General features: G+C 73.1%; 20 protein-coding genes. 12 read left to right on the forward strand and 8 right to left on the reverse strand.

All coding sequences use genetic code 11. The features are described from left to right. Positions 1-89: 89 nt before the first annotated feature. Together FL583_RS04550 and FL583_RS04555 are read left to right on the forward strand one after the other, a co-directional pair. A complete protein-coding gene (locus tag FL583_RS04550) occupies positions 90-1,184 on the forward strand; it encodes a DUF2332 domain-containing protein (RefSeq protein WP_142703172.1) in 1,095 nt (364 codons plus the stop codon). Positions 1,185-1,191: 7 nt separating this feature from the next. Continuing rightward, positions 1,192-1,578: a thiol-disulfide oxidoreductase DCC family protein gene (locus FL583_RS04555; protein WP_142703173.1), complete on the forward strand. Its 387-nt coding sequence runs from the start codon at positions 1,192-1,194 to the stop codon at positions 1,576-1,578. On the opposite strand, the gene FL583_RS04560 is transcribed toward FL583_RS04555, so the two are convergent. Then, positions 1,575-2,402 (reverse strand): MFS transporter permease, encoded by an 828-nt coding sequence (locus FL583_RS04560; RefSeq protein WP_142703174.1) that lies wholly within the window; start codon positions 2,400-2,402, stop codon positions 1,575-1,577. The genes FL583_RS04555 and FL583_RS04560 overlap by 4 nt on opposite strands. After that, complete coding sequence (locus tag FL583_RS04565; protein ID WP_205751832.1) at positions 2,399-2,845, reverse strand: hypothetical protein; 447 nt, start codon at positions 2,843-2,845, stop codon at positions 2,399-2,401. The genes FL583_RS04560 and FL583_RS04565 overlap by 4 nt, the downstream gene beginning before the upstream one ends. Before the next feature lie 87 nt (positions 2,846-2,932). Here FL583_RS04565 and FL583_RS04570 point away from each other — a divergent pair, with 87 nt between their 5' ends. The 7 genes from FL583_RS04570 (at position 2,933) to FL583_RS04595 (ending at position 7,785) form a co-directional block, all read left to right on the forward strand. Beyond that, positions 2,933-3,436, forward strand: a complete 504-nt coding sequence (locus FL583_RS04570; protein WP_142703175.1) for a MaoC family dehydratase — start codon at positions 2,933-2,935, stop codon at positions 3,434-3,436. 15 nt (positions 3,437-3,451) lie between these two features. After that, positions 3,452-4,066 (forward strand): TrmH family RNA methyltransferase, encoded by a 615-nt coding sequence (locus FL583_RS04575; protein ID WP_142703176.1) that lies wholly within the window; start codon positions 3,452-3,454, stop codon positions 4,064-4,066. A 62-nt stretch (positions 4,067-4,128) separates the two neighbouring features. Further along, positions 4,129-4,791 (forward strand): DUF6758 family protein, encoded by a 663-nt coding sequence (locus FL583_RS04580; RefSeq protein ID WP_205751833.1) that lies wholly within the window; start codon positions 4,129-4,131, stop codon positions 4,789-4,791. An 86-nt stretch (positions 4,792-4,877) separates the two neighbouring features. Further along, the gene (locus tag FL583_RS39920) at positions 4,878-5,030 is read left to right on the forward strand and encodes a hypothetical protein (protein WP_170323475.1); all 153 of its coding nucleotides are present in this window, start codon (positions 4,878-4,880) and stop codon (positions 5,028-5,030) included. A gap of 211 nt (positions 5,031-5,241) precedes the next feature. Continuing rightward, complete coding sequence (locus FL583_RS04585; RefSeq protein WP_142703177.1) at positions 5,242-5,955, forward strand: PH domain-containing protein; 714 nt, start codon at positions 5,242-5,244, stop codon at positions 5,953-5,955. Between the two features lie 78 nt (positions 5,956-6,033). Further along, positions 6,034-6,915 carry a PHP domain-containing protein gene (locus tag FL583_RS04590; protein WP_142703178.1) on the forward strand — a complete coding sequence of 294 codons (882 nt, stop codon included), beginning with the start codon at positions 6,034-6,036 and terminating at the stop codon, positions 6,913-6,915. Positions 6,916-6,954: 39 nt separating this feature from the next. Further along, positions 6,955-7,785 carry a RecB family exonuclease gene (locus tag FL583_RS04595; protein WP_142703218.1) on the forward strand — a complete coding sequence of 277 codons (831 nt, stop codon included), beginning with the start codon at positions 6,955-6,957 and terminating at the stop codon, positions 7,783-7,785. 1,111 nt (positions 7,786-8,896) lie between these two features. Here the strand turns inward: FL583_RS04595 and FL583_RS04600 are convergent. Then, positions 8,897-9,757: an oxygenase MpaB family protein gene (locus FL583_RS04600; protein WP_142703179.1), complete on the reverse strand. Its 861-nt coding sequence runs from the start codon at positions 9,755-9,757 to the stop codon at positions 8,897-8,899. 31 nt (positions 9,758-9,788) lie between these two features. Further along, a complete protein-coding gene (locus FL583_RS04605; protein WP_142703180.1) occupies positions 9,789-10,619 on the reverse strand; it encodes an alpha/beta fold hydrolase in 831 nt (276 codons plus the stop codon). 129 nt (positions 10,620-10,748) lie between these two features. On the opposite strand from FL583_RS04605, the gene FL583_RS39925 reads away from it, so the two are divergent. Continuing rightward, positions 10,749-11,285 (forward strand): DUF2231 domain-containing protein, encoded by a 537-nt coding sequence (locus FL583_RS39925; RefSeq protein ID WP_170323476.1) that lies wholly within the window; start codon positions 10,749-10,751, stop codon positions 11,283-11,285. Here the strand turns inward: FL583_RS39925 and FL583_RS04615 are convergent. Together FL583_RS04615 and FL583_RS04620 are read right to left on the reverse strand one after the other, a co-directional pair. Further along, the gene (locus tag FL583_RS04615; protein ID WP_142703181.1) at positions 11,282-11,734 is read right to left on the reverse strand and encodes a hypothetical protein; all 453 of its coding nucleotides are present in this window, start codon (positions 11,732-11,734) and stop codon (positions 11,282-11,284) included. The two genes, FL583_RS39925 and FL583_RS04615, sit on opposite strands and share 4 nt — an antisense overlap. 3 nt (positions 11,735-11,737) lie before the next feature. After that, complete coding sequence (locus tag FL583_RS04620) at positions 11,738-13,558, reverse strand: DEAD/DEAH box helicase (protein WP_420843116.1); 1,821 nt, start codon at positions 13,556-13,558, stop codon at positions 11,738-11,740. A gap of 343 nt (positions 13,559-13,901) precedes the next feature. Between FL583_RS04620 and FL583_RS04625 the strand changes: the two genes are divergently transcribed. After that, positions 13,902-14,594, forward strand: a complete 693-nt coding sequence (locus tag FL583_RS04625; RefSeq protein ID WP_205751835.1) for a ferritin-like fold-containing protein — start codon at positions 13,902-13,904, stop codon at positions 14,592-14,594. Positions 14,595-14,647: 53 nt separating this feature from the next. On the opposite strand, the gene FL583_RS04630 is transcribed toward FL583_RS04625, so the two are convergent. After that, positions 14,648-14,875: a DUF3107 domain-containing protein gene (locus FL583_RS04630; RefSeq protein WP_142703183.1), complete on the reverse strand. Its 228-nt coding sequence runs from the start codon at positions 14,873-14,875 to the stop codon at positions 14,648-14,650. A gap of 84 nt (positions 14,876-14,959) precedes the next feature. Continuing rightward, entirely contained in the window at positions 14,960-15,610 is a 651-nt protein-coding gene (locus FL583_RS04635) for a TetR/AcrR family transcriptional regulator (RefSeq protein ID WP_142703184.1), read from the reverse strand. 210 nt (positions 15,611-15,820) lie between these two features. Between FL583_RS04635 and FL583_RS04640 the strand changes: the two genes are divergently transcribed. Further along, positions 15,821-18,577 (forward strand): dermokine domain-containing protein, encoded by a 2,757-nt coding sequence (locus tag FL583_RS04640; protein WP_142703185.1) that lies wholly within the window; start codon positions 15,821-15,823, stop codon positions 18,575-18,577. The last annotated feature ends 1,089 nt before the right edge of the window (positions 18,578-19,666 follow it).

Consider the following 19,666-nt stretch of genomic DNA (forward strand, 5'->3'; position numbering starts at 1 on the left):
GAGACCACCGTATTCGAACATGCGTTCGAGCGCCAGCAGGATATGGCTGTGTCGGAAGTCTGTTTTGTCGGACAACCTGGAGGCCCGTCATGACCGCCCCGTCTCCGTCTGTCGATCTCCCGCCGTTCCCCCGCGACGGTGATCTGCCGTCCTACCTGCGGTGGCAGGCCATGGCCTGCGGCGACCACTCGCCGCTCTATCGCGCGCTGCTCGACGGCGCGGCGATCGACGTCGAAAAAGGAGGGCCGGTCGCCGGGCTGCTGGCGCCCTACGCGGACCGGCTGACCGCCTCGCCCGGCCTCCGCCTGCTGGCCGCGGTCCACTGCCTGGTGCTCGACGGCGCGCTGCCCGAGCTGGCGCCCTACTACCCGAGCGTCGGGGGCACCGAGCCGCCGGAGAGCGCGTGGCCGGTCGTCGAACGCGTGCTCGAGCAGCGGACCGACGAGGTCGCGGCCGCGATGGCCGCGCCGGTCCAGACGAACGAGACCGGGCGCGCGTCCGTGCTCTACGCCGGCCTGCTGGTGCTGGCCCACCGCACCGGGCTCCCGATCCGGCTGCTCGAGATCGGTGCCGCGGCCGGCCTCAACCTGCGGGCCGACCGGTTCGGCTACCGGACCGCGACCGGCGTCCACGGCGATCCGGGCAGCCCGCTGGTGCTCGACGAGCCGTGGCGCGGGGAGGCGCCGGTGCCGCTGGGTACGCGGGTGCGGGTCGTCGAGCGCCGGGGCTGCGACCCGGCTCCGCTCGACCCCTCGTCGCCGTCCGACCGGCGCCACCTGGAATCGCTGATCTGGGCCGATCAGGTCGATCGGCTGGAGCGGTTGCGGTCCGCGTTCACGGTCGCCGAGCGCGTCCCGGCGCCGGTCGACCGCGCCTCCGACACGGCCGCCTGGCTCGCCGACCGTCTCTCCGAGACGGCGTCCGGCACGCTCACCGTCGTCTGGAACTCCGTCATCAAGGGCTACGTCGATCCGGACGCCTGGAAGGCGATCGAAGTACTTCTGGCCGACGTGGGGGAGCACGCCGGCGGTGACGCCCCGCTGGCCCGGCTGAGCTTCGAACCGGAGACCGACGAACGCGGGAAGCCCCGCTTCGCGGCCTGGCTCACGCTCTGGCCCCACGGCGAGCGACGACTACTAGGCACCGCAGGAGGCCACGGCACCCCGTTCGACTGGGCGGGATAATGGAAGGGTGACTCCCACCTTCGTCTACGACGGCGACTGCGCTTTCTGCTCTACGTGCGCGCGGTTCATCGAGCGCCGGATTCCGACGTCGGCCGACGTCGTGGCCTGGCAGCGCACCGATCTGGACGCGCTCGGGCTGAGCGTCGAGGACGCCGAGACCGCGGTGCAGTGGGTCGGTCCCGACCGGCGGGCGGCGGGCCCGGACGCGATCGCCGCGCTGCTGATCGACGCGGGCTCGTTCTGGCGGCCGGCCGGCCGGGTGCTGCGGCTGATGCCGATCAGCGCGCTGGCCTGGCCGCTCTACCGGTGGGTGGCCCGCAACCGCGACAAGCTCCCCGGCGGGAGCGCGACCTGCGCGCTCCCGCAGGCCGAGCGGGACAAGCTCGCGAATTAGGTCGGCGCGGGCTCGCGGGAGCGGCGCGGCACGCGGAGGTTCTCCAGCGGCAGCAGCGCGGCCAGAGCGACCAGGTGGGGCCAGAACGCGATCGTCAGGCCGGCGTAGACCATCGCGTGGAACCCGAACAGGAACAGCACCCCGTAGGTGAGCCAGCGCCCGCGCAGGAACAGCAGCACCGGGCTGCCCAGCTCGAACACGATCGTGCCGATCTGGGCGAGCACCAGCAGGTACGGCACGTGCACGGTCCAGTCCGAGAAGATCGTCCCCCGGCGCAACACGGCCTTCGTGTACGTCGCTCCGGTGAGCCAGTCGATGCCGCCGAACCGGAACTTCGCCCAGGACGCGAGGAAGTACGTGCAGACGACCGCGATCGCGGTCGCCTTGACCGCCCAGCCGGCCCTGGCCGAGAGCGTCCGGTCGCCCCACCGGGCCGGCCCGACCGTCGGCAGCACGGCCAGCAACACCAGGTACGACACCCGGTCGTGGTCGACCTTCCCGTACGACATCGCGACGAGCATCCAGGCCAGGTACAGCACCGCGACGAGCGTCCCGAGCACCCGCGGGGCCCGCCCGGTGGCGGCGGCCAGCGCGGTGCCCACCAGTGCCACGCACAGCACCACGATCAGCGCGTGGGTGGGCGAGGGTAGGTCGAGCACCCGTGCGACCCGCAGCGGCTGGTACAGCGCCGGGGGAACGTCCCGGTGCGCCAGCGCCCACGGCGTGATCAGGAAGACGTCCAGAGGAACGAACAGGTAGGCGAGCGTCCGCAGGACCGCGATCCGACCGAGCGCCACCGGCGCGAAGCACCAGCGCTCGATCACGGGATCTCCCGCCGCACGGTCGTCGTGTCCTGCCACTGGCCGGTCGGACGTCCGTCCTTCAGCTGGATCAGCCGGACGACGACGTCCACTTCACGCAGGCGGGGCCGGTCCGGGTGGCGGGTGTGGTAAGCCGACGCGACCGCGTCGAGGAGTGCGGGATCGTCGGCGATCCGCTCCTGCTGGCCCTCGATCTCGGCCCGGCGCAGGCCGGTGTCGGAGTCCGACAGCACGATCCGCTCGCCGTCGACGGTCACCGCCTCGACGCGGAGCGACTTCACCGGGGCGTCCAGGCGGTCGGTCGTCGAGTACATCCGGAACGGCGCGAACGGGAAGTCGTCGTCCTGCCCGAACAGCGTGCCGAGGATCAGGAGCAGCAGCCCGGCGAGCGCGATCCCGATCCGGCTCCACCGACTGATCGGTCCTAGCGTGTCCGTCTGCTCCACGGGTGGCAGTGTGACACTCCTCGCTGCGGCCCCCGGGCTCCCCGGTCACAATCCACAGCTACCGGCGAGTAGCAAAGGAGCGTTCGCATGCAGTTCGGGCGTTACTACGAGGAGTTCGAGGTCGGCGCGGTCTACAAGCACTGGCCCGGCAAAACGGTCACCGAGTACGACGACCACCTGTTCTGCCTGATCACGATGAACCACCACCCGCTGCACCTCGACGCGAACTACGCCGAGGAGACGACCGACTTCAAGCGCAACGTCGTCGTGGGCAACTACGTCTACTCGCTGCTGCTCGGCATGTCGGTGGCCGACGTCTCCGGCAAGGCGATCGCGAACCTCGAGGTCGAGTCGCTCCGGCACATCGCGCCGACGTTCCACGGCGACACGATCTACGGCGAGACCGAGGTACTCGACAAGACGCCCTCGAAGTCGAAGGACGACCGGGGCGTGGTCTACGTCGAGACCAAGGGCTACAAGCAGGACGGGACCGTCGTCTGCGTCTTCCGTCGGAAGGTGATGGTCCCGAAGCGGTCCTACGGCGATGCCCGCGGAGGAGAGCAGCCGGGAAGGCCGACGCCGAAGGCGTAGGTACTGTTCTGCAGCGTGGACGACGAGGTCGAGCTGCCGGTCGGAGTGGGCCCGTGGGAGGGTCCGTGGCCTTCCGATTCCCGCTACGACCCCGAGTTGCTGGCCGCCGGCGACCGGCGGAACGTCGTCGACCGCTACCGGTACTGGCGGCGGGACGCGATCGTCGCGGACCTCGACCGCGTCCGGCACCCGTTCCACGTCGCCATCGAGAACTGGCAACACGACTTCAACATCGGGACCGTGGTCCGGACCGCGAACGCGTTCCTGGCTCGCGAGGTGCACATCGTCGGCCGGCGGCGGTGGAACCGCCGCGGTGCGATGGTGACCGACCGTTATCAACACATCCGTCACCATGCGGACGTCGACGAGCTGCTCGCCTGGGCGGCTGACTCGCGGTTGCCGGTGATCGGCATCGACAACCTGCCCGGCGCCGTGCCGCTGGAGACCGTCGAGCTGCCCCGGGCCTGCGTACTGCTGTTCGGCCAGGAAGGGCCGGGGCTGTCGGACAGCGCGCGAGCCGGGCTCGACCTGGTGTGCTCGATCGCGCAGTTCGGCTCGACCCGCTCGATCAACGCCGGAGTCGCGTCCGGGATCGCGATGCACGCCTGGATCCGCCGCTACGCCGTTTAGATAATTTTGTCCGATTGTGTCAGGTCTTGACGGGAGATGGTCCGAAGGCGGACCGTTGCGCTGTGTCAACACCGCCATGTTGCCCACGCTGTGCGCTCGGGGTCCGGGGCCCCGACCTGATGCACAGCGAGTGGCGCTGCGCCGTGCACGGGGCCGTCCCGCCGTTGCACGTCGCCCGCCAGCTGGGTTCCGACGTGCTCGACGCCGTCCGGGTGGACGCCGGCGTGCCGGTGTGGCTGCCCTGGCCGATGCTTCCCGACTGGACGATCACCGGGCTCGCCTGGGCCGGTGACGACCGGCGCCCGATCGTGGCCACCGCGGTGGCGTGCACCGGCCCGGCCCCGCTCGGCGGCGTGGCCGACGTCGTCCTGGTCGCGGAGGAGCCGGGAGTCGGACTCGGGTCGCGGTTCGCGGGCCTGTCCGGACTGGACCCGGGCGAGATGCTCTGCGACGGCCTGCTCAACACCAACGCGCACGCCAAAGTGGTCGCTGCCGGCCACCCGACGCCACTCTGGTCGATCGAAGCGGACGACGATCGCTGCGCCTACGTCGGGGAGGCGAAAGGCATGTGGTTGTGGGCCATCGCGTGGCCCGCGCAGGCGGGATATGTGTTGGCGGAGCACTTTGTGTTGTTGGACGGTCGCGATGGGCTACCAGGACCGTTGCCGTTCGGGGCGCTCTCGCCGTACCTTCAATGGGGGCCGCCGGAGGAGGGAGTTTCTTAACGCGCCGACACGGCCTGCGCATGTTCGCTACTGCTTGCCCGCGATGGTAAAACGGCGTTCGTCGTCGAGCGGGAGGTAGGGCGGCAGTGAAGAAGGCCCTGGGTTGGATCGTGGTCGCCTTTCTCATCTTCTACATCGTGACCCAGCCGGGCGACGCCGCGAACTTACTGCGCTCGCTCGGCGATGGATTGCGCGACATCGCGACCGGTTTCGGGACGTTCGTATCTAACGTTTTCTAAGAGGCTTATTCAGGAGCGGTCCGCCGAGCGACTGCTCAGGGGCCGATCCTGTGACGACGTACGATGGTGCGCTCGGTGCTGAATAAGCCTCTGAGTAGCGACTTCCGTCCCCCCGTGGAGGTGTGCGATGGCCGAAGACCAGACGAGTCCCGGGCCGAGCCCGGAACGCGATCTCGGTCGTCGGACGTGGAGTGAGCCTCCGCCCGCGCGCATGGGAATCACCCCGGTCCCGACCGACGACGATCCGACGTCGCCCTCGGGTGGATCGGTGCCCCCGCCGCCCCCGCCCCCCGGTCCGGGCGGGGCGTTCGACGACGACTACGACATCGGGCGGCCCCCGCCCCCGCCGCCCCCGCCGGGTGCCGCGCCCGGGCCGCCGCCTCCGCCGAAGCCGTTCCGGCCGGTCCTCGAGCCGTCGCGCCACGTCGCCCAGTACCTGTTCGACAGCGAGCGCTACTGCGGCGAATGGCGTCGGCACTGGATCGCCGTCATCCGCTGGCTGCTCGCGCTCGCCGGCGGCACGTTGCTGCTCGGCTACCTCGTCGGGGCGATGCAGAACGTCCCGTACGTCATCGGCACGGTGGCGCTGCTCTGGGTCGTGCTGCTGATCGCGGCCGCCTACCGGATCGGCGACTGGTACTTCGACAAGTTCGTGCTCACCGACAAGCGGGTCATGCTCATCGAGGGCATCGTCACCCGCAAGGTCGCGATGATGCCGCTGGCCCGGGTCACCGACATGGCCTACCAGCAGAGCCCGCTGGGCCGGGTGCTCAACTACGGCACGTTCGTGCTGGAGTCGGCCGGGCAAGACCAGGCGCTCCGAGAGATCGCCCCGCTGCCCTACCCCAACGAGCTCTACCTGCTGTTCTGCCAGGTCATGTACGACCCGGAAGAGATGCTCGCGGTCGGCGACGAGGGCGACTGACCCTACCGGCTAGGGTGGTGGTGGGCACGTCCGTGCCCACCACCGTTCATCTGCCGGAGTTCGTGAGGCCCGCCGTTCATGCGTATCGATCTCCACACGCATTCGACGGCGAGCGACGGGACGGTGCGCCCGGCCCAGCTCGTGCGGGACGCGGTCGAGGTCGGCCTCGACGTCATCGGGCTGACCGACCACGACACGACCGCCGGGTGGCGTCCGGCGATCGAAGCCCTGCCGGCCGGTCTGACGCTCGTGCCCGGGGCCGAGCTGTCGTGCTTCTGGACGCCTTCGAACAGTTGGCCGATCAGCCTGCACCTGCTCGCGTATCTGTTCGACCCGACCGAGCCGGAGTTCGCGCGTGAGCGGGCGCTGGTGCGGGCGTCCCGGCTGACCCGGGCCGAGGAGATGGTCGGGATGCTGGTCGCCGACGGCGCGCCGATCACCTGGCCGGGCGTGCTGGCGATCGCCGACGGGGCGCCGGTCGGGCGTCCGCACATCGCGCAGGCGCTGGTCGCCGCCGGAGTCGTCCGCGACGTGCCGGACGCGTTCCGCTCGGAGTGGCTGGGCGCCCGGTACCACGTCCCCAAGCGGGACATCGAGGTGTTCGACGCGCTGCGCCTGGTGCGGGGGGCCGGTGGCGTCACCGTGCTCGCGCACCCGAAGGCGTCCAAGCGCGGGCGGGTGATCCCCGACCACGTGCTGGCCGAACTGACCGACGCCGGGCTGACCGGCGTCGAGGTCGACCATCCCGATCACGAGGAGTCCGAGCGGGTGGCGCTGGCCGGGCTGGCCGCGGAGCTGGGGCTGCTGGAGACCGGGTCGAGCGACTTCCACGGCACGAACAAGACCGTGCGGCTGGGGGAGAACCTCACCCGGCAATCGGTCTACGAGGAGCTGGTCTCGCGGGCGAGCGGCGCGTCGCCGGTGACGTCCCGGGAGCAGTGGCCGATCGCTCATCGGTGACCCCCGGGTTGTCGTACCCCCGTGGGAGGATCGTTGGTGATGGAACAGCTTGGTTTCGCCGGGATGCCCACCCGGCTCTTCTCCTGCACGCCGTCCAAACTGGCGGCGTTCGCCGAGTGCCCGCGCCGGTACCGGATGACCTATGTGGATCGTCCGCAGCCGCCCCGAGGTGCTCCCTGGGCGCACAACGCGCTCGGCGCGACCGTCCACAACGTCCTGCGGGCCTGGTGGTTGCTGCCCCGCGAGAAACGGACGCCGGAGGCCAGCCGCAAGCTGCTGAACGACGCCTGGATCTCCGACGGCTACCGCGACGCCGAACAGCAGGCGGCGGCGAAGGAGCGGGCCGTCGGCTGGCTGGAAGACTATCTGCGCACGGTCGACCCGGATGCCGAGCCGTTCGGGCTCGAGCGCACGGTCGCGATGCGCACCGAGCGGCTGGCGGTCTCCGGGCGCATCGACCGGCTCGACGACCGGAACGGCGAGCCGGTGGTCGTCGACTACAAGACCGGGCGCGGGGCGCTGTCCGAAGATGATGCGGCCGGGTCGCAGGCCTTGGCCCTCTACGCGCTGGCCGCGGCCAAGACACTGCGCCGCCCCTGCCGGCGGGTGGAGCTGCACCATCTGAGCGCGGGCGAGGTGTACAGCCATGTGCACACGCCGGAGCGGCTCGAGCGCCATCTGCGGAGGGCCGAGCAGACGGCGGCCGATGCGGTGGAGGCGGAATCGAAGTTGAGTGCGGGGGCTCCGGTGGATGAGGCGTTTCCGCCGGATCCGGGGCCGAAGTGTGGGTGGTGCGATTTCCGTCGCCACTGCCCGGAGGGCCAGGCCGCCGCGCCGCCCAAAGACCCATGGGCAGCCTTGCCGTCGTAGGGGCTGTCGCCGTCAGGCGGCCAGGCCGGGCCGGCGGGGCGGCCGGGGGCCGGGCGGGCCGCCGGGGCCGGGGAAGCGCGGCCGGGGGGCGGGTCGGCCGGGGGCCAGGTCGGCCGGGGGCCCACCTCGGCCGCGGGTCAGGTCGGCCGGCCAGCCGGGACGGCTCAGCCGAGGCCCGGGGGCGGGCCGGGGCCGCGGCGGGGTGGTCGGGGCCTCTTGTTGTGCCTGGCTGAGGTCTTGCCTGGGCTTTCGATCGTGCCTGGTCGGGGTGCTGCTGCGGGCGTGGGCTTCATCTGGGCGTTTCAGGCTGAGCGGGCAGCTCCGGGCCGGTCCCAGCCCGCCCAAACGCGCCGAGCCCGCGCACGCGCCCAGCCTGCGCGCACGCGCCGAGCCCGCGCGCTGAGCCCGCGCGCCTGCGCTGAGCCTGCGCGCCTGCGCTGAGCCTGCGCGCCTGCGCTGAGCCTGCGCGCCCGCGCCGAGTCCGCGCGCTGAGCCCGCGCCTGCGCTGAGCCTGCGCGCCTGCGCTGAGCCTGCGCGCACGCGCCGAGCCCGCGCGCTGAGCCCGCGCCTGCGCTGAGCCTGCGCGCCTGCGCTGAGCCTGCGCGCCTGCGCTGAGCCTGCGCGCCCGCGCGCTGAGCCTGCGCGCCCGCGCGCTGAGCCCGCGCGCACGCGCCCAGCGCGCGCGCCTCGGCGGTGGTCGAGTTAGCTAACGTCCACCAGTCACGACCTCGCGGCTGGCAGGCCCGAGCATGGACGCCGACCACAGCATCTCGGCGCTCATCTCCATTGCGGATAGCCAACCAGGGCACACAAAGGCTGACTGGGCGCACTCAGGCCGGCGGTAGCCCGCCTCAACGCACCCAGTCGGCGAACGCCGCCCAAAGCACGGGGCTCAGCTTCGGCCGGGCCCACCCCATCGCCACCCGGGCGCAACTGGCCGGATGCCAATCCTGAGGACCGGCCCCGCCTTCGCGCCGCGGATCTCGGCTCGCGACCACTCCCCGCCGACCCAGTTCGAGCGTTCGGGCGGAGTGCGCTCGGAATGGCGCGTTATCGGGGTTCTGGGGCGCCGAATGGGCCCGGAAAGTCGTGGATCTGCGCGGGCACCCGGTTACGCCGGTAGGGCGTCCAGGCGGCGGACAGGGATTCCCGCCACTCGGGCCCGAGCCGCCCGCAGTTGCGGGCTCTCGCGCACAGTAGGAGGCAGCGCCAGCACGGCGGTGCGCAGAGCCCGCAAGCTCGCAGTGGCCGTGAACTCGCTCCCCGGCAGCACCGGCAGATGCGTATAGAGCTGCTTGGCCCAACCGGGCAACAAACCGAACCCCATAGCCACCAGCGCACCCCAACTAGGCGCCGCAGGCGTAGCCCACCGCACCCACCAGCGCATGGGCGGCGCACTGATCAGACGCAGCCCCTCGTACGCCGGCCGGGTGGCTTTCAGCTGCGGGCGGACGTCCGAAAAGTATGCGGTGAGCTCGGCGGCGGTGCGCGGGACCGCGACCGACGCGGGCTCGATCCCGATCAGGCGCGCCTGACGGACCTGCTCGGCCACGTACCGGTCGGCGTCCGCATCGGAGAGACGCAGGCCTCCGCGGCGGGCCGCGTGCAGGAACGAGTCGACCTCGCAGCAGTGCACCCACAGCAACAACGACGGGTCGTCGACCGGGTGGACGTCGCCGGTGTCGGGGTCGACGGCGGTCAGCCGCCGGTGCAGCCGGCGGACCTTGGCGGCGAGCTCCTCGGCCGCCTCGGTCGTGCCGAACGTGGTGGTCGCGACGTACTCGGTCGTGCGCTGCAGACGCCCCCACGGGTCGTCGCGGTAGCCGGAGTTCGCGGACACGCCGGCCATCGCGATCGGGTGCAGCGCCTGCAGCAGCAGCGCCCGGAGCCCGCCGACCGCGAACGACGGGTCCGCGTGGATCCGCCAGGTGACGCTCTCCGGTCCGTACAGGCCGAGATCCGAGATCGTCATATGGTTGTACCTCCGACAATTGACCTTACGATCAGTGTGCCGCCCAGAACCGGTCAAGTGCCACCGCGGTCTGCTTCGTGTTCTCGATGGCCGGGGAGTGCGCCGCGTCCGGAATGACCTCCTCGAGCGCGCCGAGGCGGCGCGCCATGTCGGCCTGCACCGACGGCAGCCAGGCGTCGTCCCTCTCGCCGTAACAGACCAATACGGGGACGCCGGCCGCGGCGAGGTCGGCGGTGCGGTCGGGTTCCGTCCGCAACGCGTCACCCATGCCACCCAGGCCGGCGGCCGACGAGGCGACGAACCGCTTCCGCAGGAAGGCCTGGAGGTCGGCCGGGGTGCTCTGCCAGACCGGATCGAGCCGACCGGCCTCCTCCATCGCGTCGTAGACCGCCACCATGCCCAGCGGGAGCAGCGGCTCCAGCCGCTCCATGCGCGCACGCCGGGCGCCGACGATCGCCTGCGGGCCGGAGGAGAGCAGCGTCAGCGAGCGGAACGCGGACGGCTCGGCCAGCACGGCGGCCCGGCCGACCAACCCACCGAAGGAATGGCCGACCAGGTGAACCGGGCCGTCGCCGAGCGAGTCGGCCACCGCACGGACGACCGAACCCAGCCAGTCGACGGTGTAGCCGCGGGCGTCGTCGGGGCCGGGGGACTCGAACTGGCCGGGCTGGTCGATCGCGACGACGCGGTAGCCGGCCGCGGCCAGCGGGTCGAACAGCGGCGCGAAGTCTTCCTTGCTGCCGGTGTAGCCGGGCAGGAACAACGCGGTCGCGGCGGCGGGCCGAGACGCGAGGGCGGCGATCGGGTAGCCGGCGGCGGTGATCGTGAGGCGATCGGCGCGGTGCGGGGCGAGCTGAGTCACGGAATCCAGTGTGCCCGCGAACCTGTTGCGCCTGTTCTCCGTGTGCCTACTGCTTACTCGGACGTCAACTGACGTCGGAACCACCTGTCGCACTAGGGTACGGCCGTAACAGCGTTTGCGGAGGTCACCGTGTTCGAGAAGGTTTTCGGCCTACCGGCCCACCCGCTGGTAGTGCACGCGGCGGTCGTGCTCGTACCGATCGCGGTGCTGGCCTCGTTCGCGTACGTCCTCGTGCCGCGGCTGCGGCCGAAGGTCGGCTGGGTGCTGGTGCTGAGCTCGCTCGGCGGCGCCGGGGCGGCGATCGTCGCGGCCGAGACCGGTGACCGCTTCGCGAAGTACCTCGGCGGGACGCCGGCGATCGACGAGCACGGCGGGTTCGGGCTCGACACCCGGAACATGGCCGTGCTGCTCGCGGTCGTCGCGGTGGTGCTGGTGATCGTCGAGCGGGTGCGGAACTCGCGCCGGACGCCGCAGCCGCGCTACGACGAGCGCAACCAGTGGACGATGGTCGGCGAACCGCGCCAGAACACCAGCGGGTCGACCGTGCTCACGGTCGTGTCGATCGTGCTGATGCTCGCGCTGCTGGCCACCGCGGTCGGGGCCGCGGTCTCCGTGGTGCGGGCCGGCGACACCGGCGCCCGGATGGTGTGGTCGGGCGTCGGTTAGGCCGCGGCGGCCGTGCTGGCTCGGATCACCATCATCAGCAGGAGCAGGAACAGCACGACGAGCGTCAGAATGCCGACGCCGACCGTGACCGCGCGGGCCTGGGCGTCCTCGCGGTCGAGGGCGTCGTGGTCCTGGTGGGGGAGGGCCCGCGGGACCGGGCCGGACGAGATGACCGGGCCCCAGCCGACCGCGGCCGACGGCCGGCTCATCGGCGGCGGACCCGCGTAGCGTGGCGGGCCCGGCGCCTGCGCCGGGACGGCCGGAATCTCCGCCGGTGCGGCCGGACGCCGCCAGGCGGCGTCCCCGGCCGTTCCCCCGGGTGAGGCCCACCCACTGGGCGCGGACCCGTTCGACGTCGAGCCGGCCGGACCCGGGCCGGCCGGAGCCGGGCCAGGCGGAACCGGCGCGGCTCCGTTCACGGCGGCGGGGAACTCTCCCGGCGTCGTCATGGACTACTCGGCGGCGGACGCGTCGGCCGGGGCGTCGGCGTCGGAGCCCGCGCGCCGCGGACGGCCGGCGCCGGTACGGCGGCGGCGACGCCGACGCGGAGCCGCGCCCTCGTCACCCTCGTCGGCGCTGTCGACGTCGTCGACCTCGGGCGCCTCGGGCGTACTGAACAGCGGCGGGGCCGCGTCCGGGGTGCGGAACAGCGGGGGAGCCAGCGTGGCCACGGCACCGATCGCCTCCGCCGGCGCGGCGTCGTCGGCGACGACCTCCGCGCCCTCGGGCATCGGGGTCGTGCTCAGCAGCTCGCCACCACGGGTCCGGCGGCGGGGCTTCGTCCGGCGGCGGGCCGGCAGCGCCTCGTCGGCGCTCTCGTCGGCCTCGACGGCCGGCCTGCGGTCTTCGTCGCCGCGGCGACGGCGGACCCGGGTGCGTCCGGCCTTCTTGCCGCCGGTCTCACCGAGGTCTTCGACCTCCTCGGCGTCCAGGCCGGCCCGGGTGCGCTCCTTGCGCGGGAGCACGCCGGTGGCGTCCTTCGGGATGTCGAGCTCGGCGTGCAGGTGGTCCGACGTCGAGTACGTCTCCGGCGGGTCCGCGAACGGCAGGTCGAGCGCGGTGTTGATCATCGTCCACCGGGCCAGCTCGTCCCAGTCGACGAACGTGACCGCGACGCCGTCGGCCCCGGCCCGGCCGGTGCGGCCGATCCGGTGCAGGTACGTCTTCTCGTCCTCGGGGCACTGGTAGTTGATGACGTGCGTGACGCCGGTGACGTCGATACCGCGGGCGGCGACGTCGGTGGCGACCAGCACGTCGACCTTGCCGGCCCGGAACGCGCGCAGGGCCTGCTCACGGGCGCCCTGGCCGAGGTCACCGTGCACGGCGGCGGCCGCGAAGCCGCGCTCCTCGAGGTCGTCGGCGACCTTCTGCGCGGTGCGCTTGGTACGGCAGAACACCATCGTCAGACCGCGGTCGCGGGCCTGCAGGATGCGGGCCAGCATCTCGGCCTTGTCGAGCGAGTGGGCGCGGTAGACGTGCTGGGCCGTCGTCGGCACCGTGCGGCCCGCGTCCGGCTCCTCGGCCCGGATGTGCACCGGCTGACGCATGAAGTTGCGGGCCAGCGCCACGATCGGCCCCGGCATCGTCGCGCTGAACAGCATCGTCTGCCGGGCGGACGGGATCGTGGCCAGGATGCGCTCGATGTCGGGCAGGAAGCCCAGGTCGAGCATCTCGTCGGCCTCGTCGAGGACCAGGATCGAGATCGCGCCGAGGTGCAGGTGACCCTGCTCGACGAGGTCGATCAACCGGCCGGGCGTGCCGACGACGACCTCGACGCCCTTCTTCAGCGCGCTGATCTGCGGCTCGTAGGCCCGGCCGCCGTAGACCGACAGCACCCGGATCTTGCGGGTCTTGCCGGCCGCCGCGATGTCGCGGGTGACCTGGACGCAGAGCTCACGGGTGGGCACGACGACGAGCGCCTGCGGAGCACCGCCGGCCGAACGGTCGCCCTCGCCGGGAGCCACGATCCGCTGCAGCAGCGGGACACCGAAGCCGAGTGTCTTACCGGTACCGGTGCGGGCCTGACCGATCAGATCGCTTCCGGCCAGCGCGATCGGGAGCGTGAGCTCCTGGATCGCGAACGCCCGGGTGATGCCGACCGCGGCCAGCGCCTCGACGGTCTCCGCGCGGACACCGAGGTCGGCGAAGAGCGGGTTCTCTTCGCTGACCGGCTTGGTCGCGGTGAGCTCCTCGACCGGGACGTCTTCGGGCGCGCCGGTGGTGGCGTGCTCGAGCTCGACCGGGTCGAGCTCGTTGTTCTCTTCCGTATTCAGGAGTCTTCGCCTCTCTCCGAGTGCGCAGACGCCCAGATGATTCCGGTAGCGACAGACGCTGCCCGAGCCTCACGCGCACCGCGAGCGGTGGCGGGCTCAGAGCGGCGCCCTGGACGGGGTCCGCGCTCGATATTCAGTACTGCTGTAGTGCTGGTACTACCGTCATTGGTCGACCCGGCGCCGGAGCGCGCGTGCGCTGCCTAACGGCGCGAGTTAGTGCGGTGACGGGTGTCACCTCGCTCATAGCCTACCGCGACGGTTTTTGCCCACGCAGGCGCGTGGCGGGTTCATCTGCGTTCTGTGACGAATCCCGCCAGCTGGTCGGACCCTCTACGGTGAGCACGTGCAACCCCTGGCCTCGTCCGAGGAGCCCCCGCTGAGCACTCCGGGTCGCGATGACGCGGCGGTCCCCGACCTACTCGGTGTCCTGTCCTACGGCGCGCTGGTCGCGTTCGACAACCTCGGCGCGGACGCCCGCCTCGCGCCCGACCTGCGCCGCCGGGCCGCGCTGAGCGAGATGGCCGCGGCGGAACTCGTCCACTACCGGCGGCTGGCCGACCGGCTGACCGAACTGGGCGTCGACCCGGTCGACGCGATGACCCCGTTCGTCGATTCGCTGGACGCCTACCACGAGTCGACCCGGCCCCGGGACTGGCTCGAGGGCCTGGTCAAGGCCTACATCGGGGACGGGATCGCGGACGACTTCTACCGCGAGGTGGCGGCCGGGCTGGCCGAGCCCGACCGGACGCTGGTCCTCGAGGTGCTGCACGACGACCGGTACGCGGAGTTCGCGGTGGCCGAGGTGCTGGCCGCGGTGGACGCCGACCCGAAGCTCGCCGACCGGCTGGGGCTGTGGGCCCGGCGTCTGGTCGGGGAGGCGGTGACGCAGGCCCAGCTGGTCGTGGCCGCGCGTCCGGCGCTGGTGACGCTGGTGGAGCCGTTCGTCCCGGACGGCCCCGACGGCCTGGCCGCGCTCATCGAACGCCTCACGGCCAGCCACGCCGAGCGCCTGTCGTCGCTGGGTCTGCGGTCCTGACACGCACCAGCGCCTGCGGCGCGGAGCCGCAGGCGCTGGTGAAAAGCGTGCCGTCAGGCCGTGCCGAAACCGACCCGGCGCAACTCGCTCTCGGCGATCTCGATGTAAGCGATCTTGTCGGCCGGCACAACTACCCGCCGGCCCTTCTCGTCGACCAGTGACAGCAGATTCGTCACGCCGGCCAGCGCGTCGGCCACCGCCTGCTCGACTTCGTCCTGGCTCTGGGTGCTCTCCAGCACGAGTTCGCGCGGAGCGAACTGCACGCCGATCTTGACCTCCACCGCAGTGCCTCCTCGGAAAACGGTACTCAACCGCTGTAGAAGCTATCCGATCGAAGCCCCGGTCGAGCGGCCCGGGGAGCTGTGTCAGCGCTGAGCAGAATTATCGAGCGGGAAGTCCGAGATCCCCCTCCACAGCAGCGCGCTCAACAGCGCGACCGCTTCGTCCTTGGGAACCGCGCGGTTCGCGTTCAGCCAGTACCGCGCCGCGATCTCGGACGCCCCGGTCAGCCCCACCGCGAGCAGCTCGGCCCGCTCCCGTGAGACACCGGTGTCATGTCCGATCGTGTCGGCGATGGCCTCCATGCACAGCTGCGACGCCCGCTCGACCCGCTCGCGCACGGCCGGCTCGTTACGCAGGTCGGACTCGAACACCAGCCGGAACGCCTCGCCCTCGCTGTCGACGAAGTCGAAGTAGGCCTTCGTCGCGAGGTGGACGCGAATTTTGTTGTCGGTCGTCCCCGCGAGGGCCTGTGTGACGTGGTTCACGAGCGCTTCGGTGTGCTGGTCGATCAGCGCCAGGTACAGGTCGAGCTTGCCGGGAAAGTGCTGGTAGAGCACCGGCTTGGAGACGCCGGCCCGGTCGGCGATGTCGTCCATCGCGGCCGCGTGATACCCGTTCGCGACGAACACTTCCTGGGCAGCGGTGAGCAACTGGCGGCGACGCGCCGATCGGGGCAGACGGCCCGTGCGGCCACTGCTCGCGGCGACAGGATCACTGCTCACCGGGGTAACCATGGTCTCCTCCAGTCCTTGCGGACCATCCGCACTTACCGCCGGGTAGCAAGAGTACGCGAGGTGTCCCCAACTCTCTGCCCGCTCGGCCGGAACCACCGTTCGGTTCGTCCGTTTCCCCCTTCGGTGACGGACCCTTCCCCTTCAGGTGCCTGACCGGACGGGCCATCCGTCGGTAGCCTGCTGGCAGGTCGACGAGACAGGAGCACGTTCGTGACCACCGCTCCGCACCGCAGCCGCTCCCCGGCCGGTGCGCGTCCGGTGTTCACGATGCGAGGATCCGGGCCGGCCCTCCGGCCGATCGCCGTGGCCGCGTTGCTCGACGTCGTGCGTGCGGTGGCCGGGGTGCGTGCCGCCGAGCTCAGGACGGCAGCGGGCGGAGACCGTACGCTGCACCTGGAACTCGTCGACGGGGCAGACGAGGCTGCAGTGGCGTGGTCAGTGACCAGGATCCTGGACGAAAGGCTCGGCGTGGAGGTGGACCAGACCCGGTCGGTTCTGGTGGACGACAGTGTCGACGAGACGCGGAGCGTCCCGCTCGACGGGCCCCAGCGTCGCGTCCACCTCGAGCGCTTACAGGTCGTCACCGGCGGCCTCGACGTCCGGGTGGACGTCGCGCTCGCGACGGCGGGCGCCCGTGTGGTCGGGTCGGCGAGCGGGCCGGCGGTCGAGCGGACCGTGCTCCGCACCGTGGCCGGCGCGACCCTCAATGCGGTCGACGCGCTGCTCGAAGGGCGGGCCCGCTGCGGCCTCGACCAGGCCGAGCTCACCGACATCGGCTCCGACCGGCTGGCGATCGCGGTCGTCACGCTGCTTACGCCCGGCCAGGTCGACCGGCTCGCCGGCGCCGCGCTGGTGCGCGGTGACGCCCGGCAGGCGATGGTCCGCGCGGTGCTGTCGGCGTTGAACCGGCGGTTCGAGTCGCTGGTCCCGGAGCGCGGCGCGTCGTCGACCTGGGCCCAGAGCTTTCCCCCGTCGGCGCCCCCGCTCGCGGTCGAGAACACCGCCACCTACCGCACGCTCTCGGGCGGCCCGGACGACGCCCCGTACCCGAGCGGCGGGTACGCGAACGGCTCGTCGCGCTCCCCGTTCACCGAGGGCGATTCCGACACCGGCCTGATGACGATCGACGACACCGGCAGCCACCACTACGCCACGCCGGTCGCCGAGACGAGCGCGGACGACGCGAACCAGAGCGCGGTGGACGAGCCCACCGTCAGCCAGTCCGAGGTGACGCAGCCCGAGTTCACCCGGCCCGAGTCGACGCGCCTGGGCGCACGCGGCGGCCGCGCGGCCCGTCGGGCGGCCGCGGCCCAGCGGGGCGCGGAGCAGGTCCACCCGACCCGGTCGGACCCGCCCCGCCCGGAGCCGGCCCGGCCCGAGCCGACCCCGGAGCCGGAGCGGTACCCGACCGGTGGCGCACCCGAGTACGCGCCGAGCACCCCGTTCGTGGCGCCTGCCCCCTACGCCGACCCGATCGCGTCGCCGACCGGTGAGCTGGAGCTGGCCGGCGGCCCGAATGGAGCGGCCGACCTCGGCGACTGGGCCGCCGCGACCTGGGACCGGCTCGTCGCCGACGACCCGATCCGGGAGAGCCCGGCCGCTTCGGCCGCTGACCCGCGGGTCAGCGACCCCCAGCCCGATTTCGACGCGCGCACCAGCGGGGACATGCCCCCGGTGACGACGTCCGGCGTGTTCACCCCTCCGGCCGAGCCCACGTGGACGCCTCCGGCCGAGCCGGTGTGGGGCTGGCCCGCGTCCGAGGAGCCGGCCTCGACGTCGGCGTCTGCGTCGGCGTCTGCGTCGGCCGAGTGGACGCCGCCGCGGTGGGAGTCGGCCGAGCAGGCCGGGAACGTCGGGCCCGGGTACGGGCGGGGCCCGAACGGCGCGCCGGCGAACGGATCGCGGGCCGGTCTCGGTGGGAGCTATCTGGAGCGCGAGTACGGCGGGCTCGGCATGCCGCCGAGGCGCAGCAGCGAGGCGAACGGGTACGGAGAGGCGCCGTCGGGCGCGGGGTCTTCGGGGGCCGGGTCTTCGGGGGCCGGGTCTTCGGGGGCCGGGTGGGGCCGGCACGGCCGGGCGGAGAGCCCGGTGTCCGGGCAGCCTGCGGCCAACAATGGCTACGGAGGCCCGGGAGGATCGGGTAACCAGGGCGGGGGGCTCGGGGGCAACCCGAGCGGACTCAGTGGCCTGGGCGGAAGCCCGGGTGGCCTGGGCGGAAGTCCGGGTGGCCTGGGCGGAAGCCCGGGTGGCCTGGGCGGAAGTCCGGGTGGTCAGGGTGCGGGTGGCTTGGGTGCGGGCGGCCTAGGGCAGGGTGCGGGCGGCCCGGGGCAGGGCGCAGGCGGCCTTGGCCAAGGACCGAGCGGCTCGGGCCCGGCGGCGTCAGCCGCCGGTTACGGCAACCCCTACGCCACCCCTGATCAGACTCCCGGCATCGGAGGCCTCGGAGGCCTTGGCCCCGCCAGCGGCGGGGGTCTGGGCCCGAGTGCGGCCAACGGCGGCGGCCACGGAAGCCTCGGCCCGAACGCGGGCAACGGCGGCGGGCTCGGCCCGAATGCGGGCAACGGCGGCGGGTTCGCTCCGAGCGCGGGCAATGGCGGCGGGTTCGCTCCGAGCGCGGGCAACGGCGGCGGGCTTGGCCCGAGCGCGGGCAACGGCGGCGGGCTCGGCCCGAATGCGGGCAACGGCGGTGGGCGGCGGCGGCACGCGGCCGAGCCGACCGGCGCCTGGCCGGTCCACGACCCCCTGGGCCCGGGCGGCGGCTCCTGGGCCGACCCGCAGTCGGTCGCCCCACCGCAACGCGAACCGAGCCCGACCGAACGCGGCTACCGCACCGGCCCCCAGGCCGAGAACCAGGACCGCCGCGAAAACCCCGACCGCCGCGAAAACCCCGACCGCCGCGAGGCCCCACCCCGAGCCCGTCGCCGCTACGCCGACGAAGAACCCGGCCGCCACGGCGGCACCTGGTAGCCCCGCTCGCCCGCTGGGCCGCCCGCGCGGCCGCCCGCCGGGCCTTGCCCGCCCGGGTGCGGCCCGGCCTGACCGCGCCCGCCGGGCGCCCGACCTCCCTCGCCCGCCGGCCGCCCAATCCCCTCGCCCGGCAGGCGCCAGACCGGCAGGCGCCCGCCCGGGCCGCGCCGGCAGGTGCCTGGCTCATCGAGCCCGGCAGTTGCCCGGCTCACCGAGCCCGGCAGGTGCCTGGCCCGCCGCGCCGGGCAGGCGTCCGTCCGGTCGGGCTCGGCAGCCGCTGGATCGGCCGCGCCCGGTGGGCAGCCGCTACCCCTGCCCGGCAGTCGCCCAATCGGCCGCGCGCGGCCAGCAGTCGCCCACCCCTGCCTGGCAGGCGCCTAATCGGCCGCGCCCGGGCAACCGCTTACCCCGCCCGTCAGGCACCCGGCCCGCCGCGCCGGACCCCCCGCACCTAGCCCGCCGTGCGCGGTGGGCAGCCACCCATCCTTGTCGGGCGGGCGCCCGCCCGGCCGCGCCCGGTATGCAGCCGCCACCTTGCCCGAGAGGGGCCTGCCCCGCCGAGCCGGGCAGGCGTCCCTCCGGCCGGGCTCGGCAGCCGCTGGATCGGCCGCGCCCTGCGGGCAGCCGCTCATCCTGCCCAATCGGCCGCGCGCGGCGAGCGGCCGCCACCTCTGCCCGGCTGCCGCGCCCGCCCGGCTGCCGCCCCCGCCGGGCTGCCGCGCCCGCTAGGCCGTCGCCCACCTCTGCCCGGCGGGCGCCCGGTAGGGGGCCGGGCCCGCCGAGCCGGGCAGGCGTACCTCCGGCCGGGCCCGGCAGCCGGTCGATCTGCCGCGCGCGGCGGGCAGCCGCCTATCCCCGCTCGCCAGACGCTCGATCGGCAGCGCCCGCCCGGCAGCCGCCCGCTCCCGCCCGGCAGGGCGCCCGCTCCCGCCCGGCAGGCGCCCTGCCGGCTGCGCCCGGCCCGCCGAGCGATGGGCAGCCGCCCACCCTTGCCCAGCGCGCGCCCGCCCGCCTAACCGCGCCCGTTAGGCACCCGTCACCTCGCCCGGCAGGAGCCTGGCCCGGCCGCGCGCGATAGGTCACCCGCCC

Source organism: Cryptosporangium phraense (assembly GCF_006912135.1).
Lineage (GTDB): Bacteria > Actinomycetota > Actinomycetes > Mycobacteriales > Cryptosporangiaceae > Cryptosporangium > Cryptosporangium phraense.

Excerpts from the sequence above, each read along its gene's own strand:
- FL583_RS04550 (WP_142703172.1), top strand. The coding sequence starts at position 90 with ATGACCGCCCCGTCTCCGTCTGTCGATCTCCCGCCGTTCCCCCGCGAC.
- FL583_RS04635 (WP_142703184.1), bottom strand. The coding sequence starts at position 15,610 with ATGGTTACCCCGGTGAGCAGTGATCCTGTCGCCGCGAGCAGTGGCCGC.
- FL583_RS04585 (WP_142703177.1), top strand. The coding sequence starts at position 5,242 with ATGGGAATCACCCCGGTCCCGACCGACGACGATCCGACGTCGCCCTCG.
- FL583_RS04595 (WP_142703218.1), top strand. The coding sequence starts at position 6,955 with ATGGAACAGCTTGGTTTCGCCGGGATGCCCACCCGGCTCTTCTCCTGC.
- FL583_RS04570 (WP_142703175.1), top strand. The coding sequence starts at position 2,933 with ATGCAGTTCGGGCGTTACTACGAGGAGTTCGAGGTCGGCGCGGTCTAC.
- FL583_RS04615 (WP_142703181.1), bottom strand. The coding sequence starts at position 11,734 with ATGACGACGCCGGGAGAGTTCCCCGCCGCCGTGAACGGAGCCGCGCCG.
- FL583_RS04590 (WP_142703178.1), top strand. The coding sequence starts at position 6,034 with ATGCGTATCGATCTCCACACGCATTCGACGGCGAGCGACGGGACGGTG.
- FL583_RS04600 (WP_142703179.1), bottom strand. The coding sequence starts at position 9,757 with ATGACGATCTCGGATCTCGGCCTGTACGGACCGGAGAGCGTCACCTGG.